Source organism: Arthrobacter rhizosphaerae (assembly GCF_023062595.1).
GTDB classification, from domain to species: Bacteria; Actinomycetota; Actinomycetes; order Actinomycetales; family Micrococcaceae; genus Arthrobacter; species Arthrobacter rhizosphaerae.
Genome location: NZ_JALLAN010000016.1, coordinates 86173 through 103489, shown reverse-complemented (window position 1 = coordinate 103489; position 17317 = coordinate 86173). Strand labels below are relative to the sequence as shown.

Below are 17317 nucleotides of genomic sequence, written 5' to 3'. Positions count from 1 at the left end.
TCTCACGAGAGAGTGATGACCAACTTGCCCTGCGCCTCCCCGGAATGCAGCTGGCGTATCGCTTCGGGAACCTCGATCAGTGAGAACGTCTTGCCGATGGCCGGTGTGAACTTCCCTGCCTCGATGAACTCCCGCAGGTCCTGCAGGTCTTTGACACTCTCTCCAGATACGAGGGCGCGGATCTTTTGGCCGATGAAGACGGACAACAGGAGCCCCCCGAGCTGCCGGCCGACGCCGCCAAAGATCTCGCCACCGCCTTCACCGCCCGCGAGGACCAGGGTTCCCTTGGGGGCCAAGGCCTTCCGGAGGCGGGACAGCGGTGTGTTGTTTCCCGCTATCTCCAGGATGAGGTCGTAGCGGCGTCCTCCGTCGGCAAAGTCCTCCTTGGTGTAATCAATGACATGGTCAGCGCCGAGTGAACGCACCAGCTCGACCTTGCTGGTACTGCAGACCCCGGTAACGTTCGCTCCATACGCCTTCGCCAACTGCACTGCGTACGAACCGAAACCGCCACCTGCTCCAATGATGAGAACCTCCTGCCCTTCCTCGATACGGCCGGCGTCGCGGAGGCCGTGAAGGGCCGCAGCGGCTGAGACGGGGACGGCGGCGGCTTCTTCAAAGGTGAGGTTCGCCGGTTTCAGCTCCAGTCGGCCCTCCCCGGTGACTGCATATTCTGCGTAAGTCCCGCTCAAGGACGTCCCGAACACCTCATCCCCTGGCTGGAACCGGGTGACGTTCTTTCCGACAGCGCTTACGGTCCCCGCGAGATCCCGCCCGCGGACCCGCAGCTTCGGCTTGCGCACGCCGAAGCCGAACAGACGCAGGAGGTAGGGCTTGCCGGTCATGAGGTGCCAGACGCCGGAATCTACTCCCGCGGCATGAACACGGACCAACACATCCTTATCTCCGACGGCCGGTGTATCGATGTCCTCGAGCCGCAACACATCGGGTGAGCCATATACATCCTGGACGATAGCCTTCATGGTGTTTCTCTCTCTTGTGCCGGGTATTGGAATACTTCATCCAGCGTTACCCCGAAAACCCGGGCTATCTGGAAGGCCATTTCGAGGGACGGCGAATAGCGGCCCTGCTCAATGGCGATGATGGTCTGGCGGGTCACTCCTGTGCGGTCAGCCAATTCCGCTTGTGTCATCTCGTTGTGGGCGAACCGCAGTCGCCGAATGTCATTGGTTACCCTGGTTGGCTTCACCATGCCGGGAGGCCCCGCCTGTACGCGACGATCTTGGCAACGGACGCCAGTGCCGCTGAAAGGAAAAATGCGAGATAGACGGCGTTGGCGATCCAGAAGTAGGGGAGCTCGGCCATTGACATCAGAAGTGCAGCGACACCGCCGATCACGAGAAAAGACTGACCGATGGATTCGCCGAACCGGTAGATTTCCCGGTCCCTTTGATCCTTTTTACCGGCTCCTTCGCGCATGACCATCGAGCCGATGATGTTGAGCAGAATCGAGCCAACGATGGCTGCCCCGGTGGTCCATAACATCGCGGCGACGTAGGGGGCCTCCTCGAGCGGAGCCTTTCCGGCCTGCCCCACGACTATTGCTACGTAGATTGCGTAGGCGGTAAGGCTTACCACCAGCATGATCCACGCGCTTCTTTCTTCGGAACCCATGTTCACTCCTCTTCAAGGGACCCCCACTCGGAGGATGTATATAAAACTTTACACCATGTTAGGAAAAGGTGACTTTAATAGGCCCCGCAAAAGGCAACAGGGCCAAGCGGTCAGGTTGGGTCTGATTCCGAAAGTGAATGCAACCACTCGATGGCACCGTCTGTCATCGGGTGCGCGACACCCAGAGATTCAAGGAACGAACACGCCTCGCGCATCTCGGTCTCACGCCGGACGGAGTGTGCCGGCATTCCCTCCAGTATTCGCGCCACGAGTCCAGGGCCATCAGGGCCAAGCTCTGAAGCAATCTGATCAACGACCCACTCCTCGGCGCCCACAGCCCGGGCAGCCGTGACGGATTCGAGGACTGTAGCGGCAAGTCCCTTCATGAAGACGCTGCGGAGCATCTTCAATTCCGCCGCAACCCCCGCCCGATCCCCCGCACTGGTGGCCGCTATCCCCAGCTGGGAGAGGATGCGCAGTAAGCCCACTGCGCCGGTACCGCTCAGGACCAAGGGCGTCTTTATACGCGCGCGCGGAACCGGGGCGAGGATGGCCACGTCGGCGAAAAGGATCCCCTTCCCGTCCGCCTGCTTCGCGAGCTCCTGCTTTTGAGAAGGGCCACTGGTATTCATGTCGGCGAAGATGCCCGTTCGCTCCATCGCAGGCAGGGCCTCCTCAAGGGCGGCTCCCGACGCCCGGCCTCCGACCAGGCTTAACACCAGGCCGGCCCTACGGACCGCTTCAGGGATATCCGCGGCAGGGTCCACACCCGGCGGCACTGCAGTAGCCGCGACGTCGAAGGCAGTAACGCTCACTCCCTGCCGAGCGAGATCGGCGGCGTAAATACTTCCGGCTTCTCCGAGGCCCAAAACGGCAATGCGCAGGGGAACAGCTGCCTCCATTGGTCCTAAGATTGTAGACAAAATGGTGTCTCGCATTCGGGGCCCTTCGGTATCGGCTGATTTGGGAGTTTGAGTCCACATGTCGTCAGCGCTTGAAAGTGCTTCACCGGTGGCCGACGACGCTGCCGTCGATCAGAGGGTCACTGACCTCATCCGTGATGGGATCATCCGGGGCGAGTATGTCCCGAACCAACGGCTCGTCGAGGCAGACCTTGGCGTGGAATTCTCGGCCAGCCGGGCGACAGTTCGTAGTGCGCTGCTTCAGCTCGCATCCGAAGGCCTGGTGGAACGCCTGCCCCACCGCGGATCCCGGGTACGCGCTATCTCCGTCGAGGAGGCCATCGAGATCCTTGAGGTGCGGATTGGCGTCGAAGGCCTGTGCGCGGCGAAGACAGCGGCCACGATTGCGGACGAAGACGTTGCGGCCTTCATGCGCCTTCGTGACCAGTTGATCGAATCGGTTGCCGAAGGCGATCTTGTTGAATATGCGCGGCTGCACCGTTACCTCGATGTCCGCATCCGCGAACTCAGCCATCATGTCACTGCCTCTGACGTTTTGGCGCGGTTGCACGCACAGAGCGTCCGGCACCAGTTCAAACTGTCGTCGCGGCCCCAGCGGGCCAAGGTCTCCGTTCTGGAGCACGTCGCGATCATCGACGCAGTAATTTCCCGCAATCCGGACGCTGCGGAGCGAGCCGTACGGATCCACCTGCTGAGCGTGATCGACGCACTGCGGGAGTTGTCCTCTGAGTCGGGGCCGACAGCCGGCACCTGAGTCACAGACTCGTGCCGGAGCCGCCGTTCCCGGTGACAGCGGCGGGGTTTCCGGCGGCAGTGGCTGCAGCGGTCCGCCAGCCGCCGTGGTATTCAGTGCGTGCGGTGACGGCATACGGAGCGGGGCTCACAACTGCGCGCACACTGAACTGATCGTGTGGTTCCACGGTGGTCTTTTTCGATCCGCCATCGGGCTCGCCCCAGATCACACGGAGCTCCGTGCCGATCTCGACGTCGGGATCAACAGTGGCGAGCGACAGCCCGCGGCGCTCGTTGGCGGTGACGCCGGTGAAGAGTGAGAGGCCCACCCCGGTGCCGTCGGCGTCCACCACAGTGTCATAGTTCGAGGATCCGTAGTTGGCGTTCGGCACGTCGAAGAACTGGTAGCCCGGGCTGTTGCGGTCCAGGAACGAGGCCCAGATTTTCGCAAGGTCCTCGTCGTTCCAGGCCAAGGTGACCTTCTTACGCTGCCGGGCAGGATCGATCTGCTCCAGCGCCTCGCGCCCGATGAAGTCATGGTCGAACTTCACAAACGAACCGTAGCCGAGCTCCCACGGTGTCAGATAATAGTCCTCGATGTCCTGCGAGACGAAGGATCCGGCGAGCGCATTGATCGCTTCATAGCTGGTTGCAGGCAGCCATTCACGGTAGCCACGTTCGGCTTCGCTGCTGTAAATCGCCGGCAGCGGCGAGGGGATCCAGCCCGACTCGAGGGTGTTTGACGAGTACGCCCTTGAACCGCACGGTTCGAGGCCGAACTCTGCACCAGCCTCGAGTACGGCGTCACGGATCTTTCCGTGCTGCTCATAGGGCCCCCAGATTTCCAGTCCCGGCGCTCCGGCCATGCCGTGGCGCAGCGTACGCACTTGCTCCCCGGCGATGCCCAGTTGCCCCATGTGGAAGAACTTCACTTGTTCGAGCGTTCCGTTGTTGAGCTTTTCGATGATCTGCCAGGCGTTCGGGCCCTGGATCTGGAAGCGGTAGAACTCGCGGTGGACCGCCTGACCGTAGGGACGCGACGGCGACCGGTCATCATAGGTGCATTCGACGTCGTACCCTCCGGTCTCCGCGTGAAACTGCAGCCAGTTGGCAGCGGGAGCGCGCCCGACAAAGACGAAGTGGTCCTCGTCCAGGTGGAAAAGGATACCGTCCCCGATTACCCCGCCGTTGGACGCCGTCGGCACAAACTGCTTGGCCGTGTTTACGGGAAAGTTGGCGAAGCTGTTGATGCCGGTGTCGGAAAGGAGCCTGAGGGCGCCCGGGCCCTTCATAAAGAAATTCACCATGTGGTGGGACTGGTCATACAGCACTGCTGTTTCCCGCCACGCCCGCTGCTCGCGCCGCCAGTTGGTGAACTCAGCCGGGACCACCGGATAGATGTAGGTGCCCAGTTGGGAGTTGCGCAGGAGTTCGACGGTGTTTCCTGCCTCGTCGAGAACGTCCTGCAGAGTCTTCTGCGCCATCAGGTTTTCCTCCGAATCGATCGCCTCGGGCAGCAACAAACATCGGGACCAAGATTGGTAACAAAATTGTAGCCGATCCCTTGACCGGAGTACCAGAGAGTGGTTGTCTGGCAAGAGAATGCGGAGATGGGACAGCGATTCGGGAGGGACCCATCATGGCCAATGCAGGCACCGTGCTGGTCGTGAGCGCGCACGCCGGCGACTTCGTCTGGCGGGCCGGCGGCGCCATTGCTGCCGCTACTGCCCGCGGTGATCGCGCCGTCGTCGTCTGCCTCTCGTACGGCGAGCGCGGCGAATCCGCAAGCCAGTGGCTGGCAGGAAAATCACTGGATGAAATCAAGGCGATCCGGCGAGAAGAAGCCCAGGCCGCCGCCGCTGCCCTTGGCGCTGAAATCGAATTCCTCGACGCAGGCGACTACCCCCTTCTGCCGAGCCGGGAGCTGCTGGATGAGCTGGTGCGGATCTACCGCCGGGTCCAGCCCACAGTCGTGCTGACCCATCCGCTGCTGGACCCATACAACGGAGATCACCCCGCAGCCGGCAGGCTTGCAATCGAGGCCAGAATCCTGGCCCAGGCGATCGGTTACGAGGCTCCGGGCGAAGTGCTTGGTGCGCCGCCGGTGTTCTTCTTCGAGCCACATCAGCCCGAACAATGCGACTTCAAACCCGATGTCCTGCTGGACATCACCTCCGCCTTCCCCACCAAGGAACAGGCGATGAAGTGCCTTCCGGCGCAGCAGCACATGTGGGACTACTACACGTCGCTGGCCGTGCGCCGCGGCGTGCAGGTCAAGCGCAACGCGGGCCCCAACCTCGGCCTTCCGGTTGACACCAAGGGAGAGGCGTACATGCGCTACTACCCCCAGGTCACCGAGGTACTTGAATGAAAAGCGTTGTGGTCACTGATATCCCGAGGGCCGATGCTTCCACCATTCATGCACTCGGATCACAGGGCGTTGCGACGGTACACGAAGCAATGGGGCGCACAGGGTTGGTGGGGCCCTCAATCCGCCCCATCCAGGAAGGAACCCGAATTGCAGGTTCGGCCGTCACCGTCCTTTGTTGGCCGGGCGACAACCTGATGATCCATGCTGCAGTGGAACAATGCCGCCAGGGTGATGTGCTTGTGGTGACCACGGCCTCCCCCTCGCTTGACGGATCATTCGGCGAACTGTTCGCCACGGCATTGCAGCATCGTGGGGTGCGGGGGCTTGTGACAACGGGCGGGGTTCGGGATGTCGCCGACCTGCGGGCCATGGGCTTTCCTGTCTGGTGTGGGGCAGTCAACGCCCAGGGTACGGTCAAGGCGACCGCCGGCTCCGTGAACGTGCCGATCACGGTTGGCGGCACGTTGGTAAAGCCGGGCGACGTTATTGTGGCTGACGATGACGGCGTACTGTGCGTGCCGCGCCATTCCGCCCGGAGCGTCTGCGAAGCAGCCGATGCGAGGGTGGTGAAGGAAGCGGTCTCGCGCGCTGCCTACCTCGCCGGTGAGTTGAGCCTGGATCGGAACAAGCTTCGCGGCCTGTTGGATGACTTGGGCGTACGCTACGTCACCGCTTCCGAGTACAGCGCCGCTGACGAGGCGGATCACATCGGAGCGGATCATGGCCGCGGTTGAGGGGATCCCTTGCCTGTATATGCGCGCAGGCACTTCGAAGGGTGCGTTCTTCCTCGCATCCGACCTCCCCGCAGACCCCGAGGAACGTGACAACCTGCTGCTGCGAATCATGGGCACGCCCGACCCCCGGCAGATCGATGGGCTTGGTGGCGCGGATCCCCTTACGAGCAAGGTCGCTGTCATCGCACCGTCCCCTGATAACGGTGCCGATGTCAACTATCTCTTCCTGCAGGTGGGCGTCGACAGCGCGTTTGTGACCGACCGCCAGAACTGCGGCAACATTCTGGCCGGAGTTGGCCCCTTTGCGGTCGAGCGCGGCCTCATTCAGGCCGGCAACGAGCAGACTGAAGTGCGCATCCGAATGGTCAACACGGACAGCAACGCCACTGCCCGGTTCGCCACCCCCGACGGCGTGGTGGACTACAACGGCGGCCTGGCGATCGACGGCGTTCCCGGTACGGCCGGTGCAATCCAGCTCGACTTCGAGGGAACAGCCGGCTCGTCAACGGGAGCACTCTTCCCGTCCGGAAACGTGCTGGACCGGGTGGACGGTGTGGACGTAACGTGCGTGGACAACGGCATGCCGACAGTACTGATACGTGCCGCAGACCTCGGGCTCAGAGGCGACGAGTCGCCTGCCGATCTGGAGTCCGACGGCGGTCTGGGAGACCGCTTGAGAGGGGTCCGCGTTGAGGCGGCCAAGATGATGGGCCTGGGAGATGTCACCGATACAACGGTGCCGAAGCTTGTGCTTCTGTCCCCGCCGCGCGCTGGCGGCGCCATCGCCACCCGCAGTTTCCTGCCGGTGCGGGTACATACGTCGATCGGCGTACTGGGTGCCCTCACCGTCGGCGCCGGATTGCTTGCCGAAGGGTCAATCGGTTATGGACTCGCGGTGCTGCCGTCGCCCGGCTCCCCGCTTGGCATCGAACACCCCACCGGCCACTTCGACGTCGACGTGGCGGTCGATTCAAGCCCGGACGGGTTCATTGTCACCCGCTCGGCAGCCCTCCGCACGGCGCGGAAGATCTTCGACGGGCGCGTCTTCCCGAGACCGCGCCTGTGAATTGAACCGTGGAGAGGACAAGCCATGACCGAGTACACCTCGTTCGACGTCGCCCACCTCGGGAACGTGGAGCTGCTGACGCCGACCTTTGACGAGAGCCTGTGGTTCTTCCGCGATCTGCTCGCCATGCGCGTAGTCGCGGAGACCGGCGAGCCCGGCGATGCCGGAATCGGCTCCAGCAACGGCAAAAAATCGGTGTACCTGCGCACGTGGGACGAATATCAGCTGTACACGCTGAAGCTCACGGCATCCGCTGACGCGGGCGTGGGCCGAACGACGTTCAGGACAACCAGTCCGGAGGCGCTTGAGCGGCGGGTCGCGGCGATCGAAGCCACCGGCCTGGGCATCGGCTGGGTGGACGGCGAAGTGGGCACGGGCCCCGCCTACGCCTTCCATGACCCCGACGGACACGACATGGCGATCTACTACGAAACCAAGCGGTACGTGGCCACGGACGACAAGCCTGCACTGAAGAACCAGGCCTCGGCGTTTCCTGGCCGTGGCGTTAATGCAAGGCGGCTGGATCACATTAACTTCCTCGCCAAGGACGTGGTGGCCAACGGAGAGTTCGTGGCGACGGCCCTGCGGGGACGCGAAAGTGAACGAATCAAGCTGGACGACGGCGGTTACGCCGCCTGGTGGTTCCACTTCAACAACAAGTCCTACGACATCGTCTATTCGGACGACTGGCTCAAGCACGGCAACAGGCTGCACCACCTCGCTTTCGCCCCCGATACCCGCGAGGACATCCTCAAGGCAGCCGACATCTTCCTTGAAAACGGCATCCACATCGAGTCCGGCCCCCACAAGCATGCGATCAACCAGACCTTCTTCCTTTATGTCTGGGAGCCGGGGGGCAACCGCATTGAACTCGCGAACGCCGGCGCCCGACTCCTGCTGGACCCCGACTCCCCGGTAGTGGAGTGGACCCAGGAGGAGCGCAAAAAAGGGCAGGCCTGGGGAATGAAGACCATCGAAACGTTCCACACCCACGGAACTCCCAACGTCGTCAGTGACGAAACAAAAGAATCCGTCAGCACAGCCCAGAAAGGTGCGAAATCATGACCAACACAGTTAATACGTCGGCGCCAGTGACCACTGGCCTGTACATCGGAGGCGCCGAGCGTCAGGCTGCCGCCACCTTGGAGGTGGCCGATCCGGGCAAACCGGGGGTGATCGTCGGGTACGCGGCAGCGGCGGATCCCGGTGACGTCGACGACGCGATTGCCGCCGCCAAAGCGGCTTACCCCGGATGGGCTGCACTGAGCGCACGGGAACGCGCCGACCGGATGCGGGCTGCACTTGAGGGGATCGCAGACTTCCGGGATGAAGATGCCGCCATCCTGTCACAGGAAAACGGAAAAATTCGGATGGAGGCGTGGGTCGATTCGCTGGTGTTCGAGCTTCGGTGGAACCTCGCACTGGAACTCGCCGATGAAGTGGACGCCACCAAGGTGCTCCCGCCGGCGCCGGGCATTCCCGTGTCCACTACCGTCGCGTACCAGCCACTCGGTGTTGTGACGGTCATCGTGCCGTTCAACTGGCCCATCGCGATCCTCGCCGCTTCACTGCCACACGCGCTTCTTGCCGGCAACACTGCGATTGTGAAGCCTCCGCCCACCACTCCGCTCGCAACTACCCGGGTGGTGCAGAGAGTTGCGGAGAAGCTTCCGCCCGGCGTGCTGAACGTTGTGACCGGCAAGGATGCGGACATGTCCGCCCTGATCACAAGCCCCGACGTCGCAAAGGTCTGCTTTACCGGCAGCGTTTCGGGTGGTAAGCGCATCATGGAGATGGCCTCGAAGTCCCTGACCCGGGTAACGCTGGAACTGGGTGGAAACGATGCCGCCGTCGTGCTGGGAGATGCCGTTCTTGACGATGCCCACCTCGACCGCCTCTACGCCTCGATCTTCGACACCACAGGCCAGATCTGCATGGCAGCGAAACGGATTTACGTCCACCGTTCGCGTCTGGACGAGCTGGTGGCAGGACTGTCCGCCCGGCTGGAAAATGCCGTGATCGGCTACGGACTGGACGAGGGAACCACGATGGGACCCCTGCACCAATCGGCGCAAAAGGCCTTCGTCTCGGAGATCATCGAGGAAGCAAAGGAGGCGGGCGCCGATGTCAGGGAGTTCGGGACCCTGCCGGAAGATCCGGATCTGCGGAGCGGGAACTTTCTGCGTCCCGCGCTGGTGATCAACCCCGACCCATCCCTCCGCGTAGTCACCCAGGAGCAGTTTGGCCCGGTGATTCCGCTCATTCCGTTCGATAACGAGGATGAAGCCGTCCGCGCCGCGAACGAATCCTGGTCAGGGCTTTGCGGCTCCGTGTGGACAGCCGATCCCGAGTCCGCCAACAGGGTGGGCGGACGGCTGGTCTGCGGCTACGTCTGGGTCAACGACCATGGGGCCACGCGGCTGGACCTTCGTGCTCCGTTCGGGGGCATGAAGCAGTCCGGCATGGGCCGGGAGCAGGGGATCGAGGGCGTTCGGGCCTTCCAGGACACCCGCTCAGTGGCGCATCTCGATCCCGAAGCCCTGTCCGCCGGGTGACGCACATAGCTAAAATTGAGGGATTCACCAGGGCCCGCCGAAAGGACGTGGGCTTGTGACTAAAAGTACACAGACGATCAATCGGGCAGCCTCGCTTGATCTCATGAAGGACTTCTCGCTGGAGATGACGGGGAAGGATGTCCCCGCTCTCGTGCAGGCGCGAACACTCATCCCGGCTGGCACGAGAATCAACGTGACGTTCCTCGGCAACGAAGACCTTGAGATGCGTGTGGCTGCGGCTAGGTCGGCACGGGAAATGGGCTTCGTTCCGGTACCTCACATCTCGGCCCGACGGTTGAAGTCCAAGCAGGTCCTTCAGGAGTTCCTCGGGCGCTTGCAGGAGTTCGCCGCCGTGGAGCACGTTCTTGCCGTCGGCGGTGATCCCGCCCACCCCGAAGGTCCGTACAACGACTCACTAGCGCTGATACGCAGCGGTCTTCTGCAGGAGTTCGGAGTACGTGAAGTCGGAATCGGAGGGTACCCCGAAGGGCACCCGGACATCCCGGATGAGACCTTGTGGCGAGCGCTTGAAGAGAAGTACGCAGCGCTCAGGGAACAGGGCCTGGACACTGTCATTTTCACTCAGTTCGCGTTCGATACCGATCCCGTTGCGGAGTGGATCGAGGCTGTTCGCGCCAAGGGCATCAGCGCGCCTATCCGCGTCGGAACTCCGGGACCGGCGGGGATAAAGCGGCTCCTGGGCTTTGCACGCCGCTTCGGCGTCGGCGCAAATGCCATGATCGTGAAGAAGTACGGCTTTTCACTCACCAACCTCGTGGGCACCGCCGGGCCGGACAACTTTGTCAACGATCTTGCCGCGGTACTTGCCGATCATTCCACGGGTCAGGGACCAGGCCTTCGGGGACAGGTCGGGCTTCATTTCTACACCTTCGGCGGCCTGACCGAGACTGCCGACTGGGCTCGGCGCTTTATGGCCGGGCAGGAGTAAGGAGGCATCGCCGTCGTGAACGGACAGCGAGAACAACAAACCGATACAGAAAAAGAGGTTGATCATGGCACCCAGGAATCTGCAGGAAGTCCTTGATTCGTCCCGCGGCGCAGTGGACCTGCTCCGCAATTCGCAGATCGGGTCGTATATCTATCCGGTGGTCCCGGCCGATTTCCAGAACTGGATCAAGGAGCAGACGGCGTGGCGCGAGACGGCCGTGCTCTTCGACCAGTCCCATCACATGGACAATCTGTTTATGAAGGGCCCCGATGCGATCAAGCTGATTTCAGCCACGGCCATCAACTCCACCGAGGTGTTCCCGGTCAACAGGGCGAAGCAGTACGTGCCCACCACGGAGTCCGGACACGTCATCGGCGACGGCATCCTCTTCCGCCTGGCAGAGGAGGAGTATGTGTACGTTGGACGCTCACCGGCAGCTAACTGGCTCCTCTACCAAGGCCAGACGGGAGGCTACCCCAACCTGGAGATGACCGTGGACCGGCGCTCGCCGTCCCGGCCATACGGTCAACCGGTCACCCGTCAGTACTACCGTTTCCAGATCCAAGGACCGAACGCCTGGCAGGTGATCGAAAAACTCAACCGCGGCCCTGTTGAACAGCTGAAGTTCTTCAACATGTCAACAATGAGCATTGACGGTACAAACGTCCGTACCCTTCGCCATGGCATGGCAGGTGCTCCGGGTCTTGAAATCTTCGGGCCGTATTCCGACCATGGGCGCATCCGGGACGCGGTCATCGAGGCCGGCGCCGAATTCGGGCTGGTGCCTGTTGGTTCCCGCGCCTATCCATCCAACACCCTTGAATCCGGCTGGATCCCATCGCCATTGCCGGCCATCTATTCAGGGGAAGCCGAGCGCGGATACCGTGAGTGGCTTCCCGCCGACGGATACGAGGCAACCGGAACCCTCGCCGGATCGTTCGTATCCGAGAATATCGAGGACTATTACCTCACCCCGTGGGAGTTGGGCTACGGCACCTTCGTGAAGTTCGATCATGACTTCATAGGACGCGACGCTCTGGAGCGGATCGACCAGGCTTCGCAGCGCAAGAAGGTCACCCTCGCCTGGGACGGCGACGACGTCACGTCCATCTTCGCGTCGCTGTTCAAGCCTGAAGGACCCAGCTACAAGTTCTTTGACCTGCCGCTCGCCAACTACGGTTCGGCAAACTACGACTCCGTGATCGACGCGGACGGCGTCGTGGTGGGGTACTCCATGTTCACCGGTTACAGCGCAAACGAGCGGCAGGCACTGTCGCTGGCCACCATCGACCATGACGTTCCCGAAGGCACAGAATTGAAGGTTGTGTGGGGAGAACCCGACGGCGGTACCGCCAAGGCCGCCGTCGAGCCGCACGTCCAGACCGAGGTGCGGGCGGTGGTAAGCCCGGTGCCCTACTCCGCTGTCGCACGCGCCTCGTACCGTGGCGGGTGGCGGACCAACTACAAATCGGCTTAGTCGGATGCCGTGGCTGAGGGGCGCCGTGGCGCCCCTCAGGACCAGCGTGTGGATTCTGCCTGACTACCCGAACTTCTCAGCAGTGGTGTAGCCCCTCCCGTCGTACTTCTGGACAAGAACCGAAGATACCGCCGGCTGGCCGTCGGTAGTGGTGTCCACGGCGGTGCCTTCCAGCATCAGGGGAGCCTGCAGTCCCTTGATGTCCCGCAATGCCGTCATGAAGCTGTCGCGGTTGGGCTCGGTCATTTTCTTGAACGCTTCCTCAAGCGTCGCTCCCACCATGTAGCTCCACATGCAGTGCGGGAACGCCGGCATGTCCGGGTAGTTGCCGTACTGCTTGAGATCCGCCAGGAACTTGACCACGTCGGCGTCCTTGGCGAAGGCCGGGCTCTGCGGTGCCTTGGAGAAGGAAACCGAGTAGATGCCCGGGTATGCCGTCGCACCACCCGGCTGGAGGATCGCCGTCGGGCTTGACGTATTGGACGGGAGGAACCAGCTGGGCTTCCAGCCGATCTGCTGCGCCTTCTGGAGCGAGGAGATCACCAGCGGAGTGATAGACATGGCGTTGAAGAAGACGTCAGCGCCCGAGGCAGCGAGTTGGGTGAGCTGGGCGTCCACAGATGTGTCGGTAGCCTCATACGTCAGTTCTCCGACCACCGAGACATTGGCTGCGCCGCCGATGGCTTCCTTGAAGCCCGAAACGTAGCCCTTGCCGTAGTCATCGTTCTGCGACAGGATCGCGACCTTGTGCTGAGCGCCGGACTCTGCCAGCAGCTTGCCGAAGGCAGCTCCTTCATTCTGGTAAATCGGCACGAACCCAAGCTGCCAGGGGCTCTCCTCCCGATCGCTGAACAGCGGGTCACCGGTCATCACCAGCACCTGGGGTACCTCTTGGCTGATAGCTGCATCACGGAAGGCGCGGTTGGTGGGGGTACCGAGGCCGGACGTCACGGCAAACACGTTATCGGCCACCATCTGTTGGAAGTTAGACAGCGATTTCTGCGGATCGTAGGCGTCGTCATAGGACTTTACGTCCACAGTGCGCTTCTTGCCATCGCCGAATTGCACCCCACCGGCGGCGTTCACAGCTCCGAAGTAGGCTGCAAGACCCGCAACGGTGCAGGTTCCGGGCCCCGCAGTCGGGCCGCTGAGCGGAGTCGTGACGCCGAGCGTGATGGACGTGTCGGTGATGCCTGGGCTCGTAGAAGAGCCGCCACCACCCTGGCCGGCCCCGTCCCGGACGCAGCCTGAAAGGGAGAGCGCGACGATCGACGCCGCCGCGACGATACCGAGCACCCCGCCCGGCTTGTTTCTAATCTTCATGATCGATCTTGCCTCTCTGTGTTTCGAGTCCCTCCCGCACGGCGGCTTCAGTAGTCGGATGATGCACAGGAGAGTTCTGCGGGGGTTTCCCCGATGGTGTGGAGGGAGCGGTCCGCCGTCGCGCCAGCCGACGGATCACTCTTGGAAGGCTGACCAGCCCCTGGGGCAACAGGAAGAGCACCGCGAGGAGAATAGCGCCCTGGCTGATGGCGGTCAGGTTGGGATCGATGGCGTTAGTCAGCTGAGGTACGAAAACGTAGTAAGCACCGCCGATCAGTGCCCCTGTGATGCTTCCCGCGCCGCCGATGACCATCGCGGCCACGAGGCTGATGGAATGGCCGAAGCTGAGGGTCTCGGGCGAGGTGTACTGTACGGCGGCGAGGTAAAGGAAGCCGCTTGCCCCTCCGAATATCGACGCCACCGTGAACGCGAGCACCTTGGTGCGGTATGGCGAGATGCCCATGGACGCCGCTACTGCTTCATTCTCCCGAACAACACCGAAAGACCGTCCGTATCTGCCTCGGACGAGGTTGCGGGCCAGCAGGAATGCGGCGGCGGTCACCAGCAGCACTATGTAGAACTGCCACTGGTCGTTGTACAGCCCGGACCAGTCAGGCGCGTCCGTAAAACGGGCTGAGGTGCCTTGGGACCCGCCCGTGAACTCATCAAGGCGCTTAGCCAGTGGGACGCCTACGATCGGCAAGGCGATGGTGACCATGGCGATCGCAAGGCCACCGAGCCGCGCTGCCGCCAAGGCCACAAACAGCCCAACAATGCCCGGAATCACGCAGGCCGCAACGAATACCAGGAGGATGTTCCAGTCGTGATTGACTCCGTAAGCGGCCACATACGCCCCGAGCCCGACGAAGAAGATCTGCCCAAGGTTCACTTGCCCCGTGTACCCCATCACGATGTTCAGGCCCAATATTGCAACGGCATACACGCCAATGCGCACGAGTGTCTGGTTCGTAAACGCCGGGAGGATGAGCGGTGCAACGATCAGCGCGATGGCCACCACTGCTATGAGGCTGGCGCGCACAGACCTGTTCGCAAGAACGGCGGATATCGTTCGCATCAGACCCTCACCACGACCTTTCGTCCGAACAAACCTTGAGGACGGATGACGAGAATGACGAAGATCAGCACAAACGGCACTGCGATCTTGAGGTCATGGCCTACGAGCGGCACATAAACGGCCGCAAGGTTTTCGAGGACGCCGATAGCTGAAGCGGCCACCACGCACCCGATCGGGCTGCTCAGTCCGCCCAGGATCACCGCTGCGAGCGCATATACGAGCGCCGTATCGAGCATGCCCGGAGTAAGGGTCAGCTGCGGTGCAACAAGCACGCCGGCGATCGCTCCCAGAGACGCTGCAAACCCCCAGCCGACCATCAGCAGCCGGCCGACAGGCAGGCCTGACAGAGCGGCCGAAGACGGATTGTCGGCGACAGCCCGGAGGGCGAGCCCGAGCTTGGTACGAAGGAAGAGCACTTGCAGGGCCACCATGATCGCCACAATCGTCACGGTTGTGGCGAGCGACCGCACGCTCACCACCGCGCCCAGAATCTCCACACTTGTCAGCGGAAATAGCGAAGGGAACGCCAGGTTGTTGTACCCCCAGCGCACGGCGCAGATGCCGGTGACCAGGGCGAGCAGCCCGATGGTGACCACAACGGCGGTGTCGGGGTCGCCCCCCTCGAACCTGCGGATGAGAAACCGTTCAATCACCGCGCCGATAAGGAAGGAAACCACCACAGCAATGAGGATGGCGAGAATCAGCGGCAGACCGAGCCGTGTGAAGGCGTAGGCAATATAAGCAGACAACACGGCCATGCCACCCTGGGCGAAGTTGATCAAACCGGTGGCCTGGTTCACGAGCACGATCGCGAGGGCCAAAGCCGCGTAAATTGAGCCGGTCGCGAGCCCGTCCACCACGAGTTGGATGAAGGTGCCCATGTGGTTCAGCCCCCCAGGTAGGCACGGCGGATCTCGTCCATGCCCTTAAGTTCGGCCGCGGATCCGGTCAGCACGTTGCGTCCTGTTTCAAGCACCGTGGCGCTATCCACCAACGAGAACGCGAGGTTTGCGTTCTGCTCCACCACCACCATTGCGATGCCTGACTCGACCCGCAACCGCCTGATCGCTTCATACACCGCCTTGGATGTGCTGGGTGCAAGTCCGAGCGATGCTTCATCGAGCAACAAAAGTTTGGGTTTGGCCATAAAGGCCCGGGCTACCGCGAGCATCTGCTGCTCACCGCCTGAAAGCGAAGCAGCCCGCGACCCGATGCGGTCCTGCAACTGTGGGAACAGGTCAAGGCAATAGTCAATATCGCCGGAGATTGCTGCCCTGTCCTTGCGGAGGTAGGCGCCCACGAGGAGGTTCTCCCGCACGCTCAACTGTCCGAGGGTGCCCCGGCCTTCCGGAACATGGGCCACCCCCCGCACTGCCACTTGGTCAGGGCGCAGGCCGCGGACGTCGTGTCCATCGAAGCTGATCCTTCCACCCGTCCGCACTGTTCCGCTGATCGCCCGCAACGTGGTGGTCTTGCCGGCCCCGTTCGCACCGAGGATGCCCACCGAGCCGCCTTCCGGCACACTGAGTCCCACCCCGTGCAGCACCTGTACAGGGCCGTAGTACGCGGTCACGCCGGCAAGTTCAAGCAGCGTCATCCGCCGCGTCCTTCCCTATGTAGGCCTCGATCACCCGCGGATCGGACTGGGCCTCGGCGGCTGTGCCCTCCATCAGCTTGCGCCCGTGGTCCAGCACCACAACCCTGTCGGTGAGGGCCGAGATAAGCCCCATGTGGTGCTCGACGATGATGATCGTAATGTCCTGCTCGGCGCGGATCCGCCTCACGGTCTGGATGAACTGCTCCACCTCACCGTGTGACAGCCCGGCGGCGGGCTCATCCAGCAGCAGAAGCGCCGGCTTGGACAGAAGCGCGCGCCAGAGCTCTACGCCTTTGTGCAGTCCATGCGAGAGTTCCCCCGCCGGCAGGTTCGCCGCCCAGCCGAGACCTGCCCGGTTGAGAAGCTCAAGCGCTTCTGCGCGGATACCGCGCTCGGCACGCGCTGTGTAGGGCAGTCGCAGCGCCCACGAAACAGGCCCACCGGGCAACCTGATGTGCCCTCCGAGGAGCACATTCTCCAGCACGCTGGCGTGCAACAGCAGTGCGGGTTGCTGGAAAGTGCGTGCCAGCCCGAGGCGGGCAAGGCTGTACGGTGCACTCCCCGACACTTCGGTGCCACTAATGGTGATGGATCCGGAGTTGGGCTTGTAGTGGCCGCTGATGCAGTTGAAAAGCGAGGTCTTGCCGGCACCGTTGGGGCCCACCAGGCCGAAGATAGCACCCGGCTCGACGTGGAAGCTCACTTCCTGAAGAACCTTGACGCCACCGAAGTGAAGGTTCACGCCTTTGAGGCTCAGGCTTGCCGCCACCCTGTACCTTCCTGTCGCATCAATGCTCGGGATGGGAGCGATCATTCACGTCCACTCGAAACCGACGCTACGGATTGGAAACGAAATTGTCAACGATTTTGAATGAGGCTT

General features: G+C 62.5%; 18 protein-coding genes. 8 read left to right on the top strand and 10 right to left on the bottom strand.

Annotated features, from left to right (window positions below):
- Nucleotides 1-2 precede the first annotated feature (2 nt).
- The 4 genes from MU551_RS19060 to MU551_RS19045 form a co-directional block, all read right to left on the bottom strand.
- Nucleotides 3-983, bottom strand: a complete 981-nt coding sequence (locus MU551_RS19060) for an NAD(P)-dependent alcohol dehydrogenase (RefSeq protein WP_247048071.1) — start codon at nucleotides 981-983, stop codon at nucleotides 3-5.
- On the bottom strand, nucleotides 980-1213 hold the full coding sequence (locus MU551_RS19055; RefSeq protein WP_247048069.1) for a helix-turn-helix transcriptional regulator: 234 nt from the start codon (nucleotides 1211-1213) through the stop codon (nucleotides 980-982). The genes MU551_RS19060 and MU551_RS19055 overlap by 4 nt, the downstream gene beginning before the upstream one ends.
- Nucleotides 1207-1635 (bottom strand): hypothetical protein, encoded by a 429-nt coding sequence (locus MU551_RS19050; protein ID WP_247048067.1) that lies wholly within the window; start codon nucleotides 1633-1635, stop codon nucleotides 1207-1209. The genes MU551_RS19055 and MU551_RS19050 overlap by 7 nt, the downstream gene beginning before the upstream one ends.
- Before the next feature lie 110 nt (nucleotides 1636-1745).
- A complete protein-coding gene (locus tag MU551_RS19045; protein ID WP_247048065.1) occupies nucleotides 1746-2537 on the bottom strand; it encodes an NAD(P)-binding domain-containing protein in 792 nt (263 codons plus the stop codon).
- A gap of 79 nt (nucleotides 2538-2616) precedes the next feature.
- On the opposite strand from MU551_RS19045, the gene MU551_RS19040 reads away from it, so the two are divergent.
- Complete coding sequence (locus tag MU551_RS19040; protein WP_247048063.1) at nucleotides 2617-3312, top strand: GntR family transcriptional regulator; 696 nt, start codon at nucleotides 2617-2619, stop codon at nucleotides 3310-3312.
- A gap of 1 nt (nucleotide 3313) precedes the next feature.
- On the opposite strand, the gene ligM (MU551_RS19035) is transcribed toward MU551_RS19040, so the two are convergent.
- Nucleotides 3314-4774, bottom strand: coding sequence for a vanillate/3-O-methylgallate O-demethylase (gene ligM / locus MU551_RS19035; protein WP_247048055.1), 1461 nt, complete (start codon nucleotides 4772-4774; stop codon nucleotides 3314-3316).
- A gap of 155 nt (nucleotides 4775-4929) precedes the next feature.
- On the opposite strand from ligM (MU551_RS19035), the gene MU551_RS19030 reads away from it, so the two are divergent.
- From MU551_RS19030 to ligM (MU551_RS19000), 7 genes are all read left to right on the top strand, one after another.
- The gene (locus MU551_RS19030) at nucleotides 4930-5661 is read left to right on the top strand and encodes a PIG-L deacetylase family protein (RefSeq protein ID WP_247048053.1); all 732 of its coding nucleotides are present in this window, start codon (nucleotides 4930-4932) and stop codon (nucleotides 5659-5661) included.
- Nucleotides 5658-6395, top strand: coding sequence for a 4-carboxy-4-hydroxy-2-oxoadipate aldolase/oxaloacetate decarboxylase (locus MU551_RS19025; RefSeq protein WP_247048051.1), 738 nt, complete (start codon nucleotides 5658-5660; stop codon nucleotides 6393-6395). Before MU551_RS19030 ends, MU551_RS19025 begins: the two co-directional genes overlap by 4 nt.
- Entirely contained in the window at nucleotides 6382-7461 is a 1080-nt protein-coding gene (locus MU551_RS19020; protein WP_247048048.1) for a 4-oxalomesaconate tautomerase, read from the top strand. Before MU551_RS19025 ends, MU551_RS19020 begins: the two co-directional genes overlap by 14 nt.
- 24 nt (nucleotides 7462-7485) lie before the next feature.
- Complete coding sequence (locus MU551_RS19015; RefSeq protein ID WP_247048041.1) at nucleotides 7486-8526, top strand: VOC family protein; 1041 nt, start codon at nucleotides 7486-7488, stop codon at nucleotides 8524-8526.
- The gene (locus MU551_RS19010) at nucleotides 8523-10016 is read left to right on the top strand and encodes an aldehyde dehydrogenase family protein (RefSeq protein WP_247048009.1); all 1494 of its coding nucleotides are present in this window, start codon (nucleotides 8523-8525) and stop codon (nucleotides 10014-10016) included. Before MU551_RS19015 ends, MU551_RS19010 begins: the two co-directional genes overlap by 4 nt.
- 55 nt (nucleotides 10017-10071) lie before the next feature.
- The gene (locus tag MU551_RS19005; protein WP_308198324.1) at nucleotides 10072-10965 is read left to right on the top strand and encodes a methylenetetrahydrofolate reductase; all 894 of its coding nucleotides are present in this window, start codon (nucleotides 10072-10074) and stop codon (nucleotides 10963-10965) included.
- A gap of 64 nt (nucleotides 10966-11029) precedes the next feature.
- Nucleotides 11030-12442: a vanillate/3-O-methylgallate O-demethylase gene (gene ligM / locus MU551_RS19000; protein ID WP_247048007.1), complete on the top strand. Its 1413-nt coding sequence runs from the start codon at nucleotides 11030-11032 to the stop codon at nucleotides 12440-12442.
- A gap of 63 nt (nucleotides 12443-12505) precedes the next feature.
- On the opposite strand, the gene MU551_RS18995 is transcribed toward ligM (MU551_RS19000), so the two are convergent.
- From MU551_RS18995 to MU551_RS18975, 5 genes are read right to left on the bottom strand one after another with little or no spacing between them, the layout of a single operon-like run.
- Nucleotides 12506-13765, bottom strand: coding sequence for an ABC transporter substrate-binding protein (locus MU551_RS18995; RefSeq protein ID WP_247047993.1), 1260 nt, complete (start codon nucleotides 13763-13765; stop codon nucleotides 12506-12508).
- Entirely contained in the window at nucleotides 13755-14840 is a 1086-nt protein-coding gene (locus MU551_RS18990) for a branched-chain amino acid ABC transporter permease (protein WP_247047991.1), read from the bottom strand. Before MU551_RS18990 ends, MU551_RS18995 begins: the two co-directional genes overlap by 11 nt.
- Complete coding sequence (locus MU551_RS18985) at nucleotides 14840-15721, bottom strand: branched-chain amino acid ABC transporter permease (RefSeq protein ID WP_247047989.1); 882 nt, start codon at nucleotides 15719-15721, stop codon at nucleotides 14840-14842. The genes MU551_RS18990 and MU551_RS18985 overlap by 1 nt, the downstream gene beginning before the upstream one ends.
- A gap of 5 nt (nucleotides 15722-15726) precedes the next feature.
- Nucleotides 15727-16437 carry an ABC transporter ATP-binding protein gene (locus MU551_RS18980; RefSeq protein WP_247047972.1) on the bottom strand — a complete coding sequence of 237 codons (711 nt, stop codon included), beginning with the start codon at nucleotides 16435-16437 and terminating at the stop codon, nucleotides 15727-15729.
- Nucleotides 16424-17251 carry an ABC transporter ATP-binding protein gene (locus MU551_RS18975; protein ID WP_247047964.1) on the bottom strand — a complete coding sequence of 276 codons (828 nt, stop codon included), beginning with the start codon at nucleotides 17249-17251 and terminating at the stop codon, nucleotides 16424-16426. The genes MU551_RS18980 and MU551_RS18975 overlap by 14 nt, the downstream gene beginning before the upstream one ends.
- Between the last annotated feature and the right edge of the window lie 66 nt (nucleotides 17252-17317).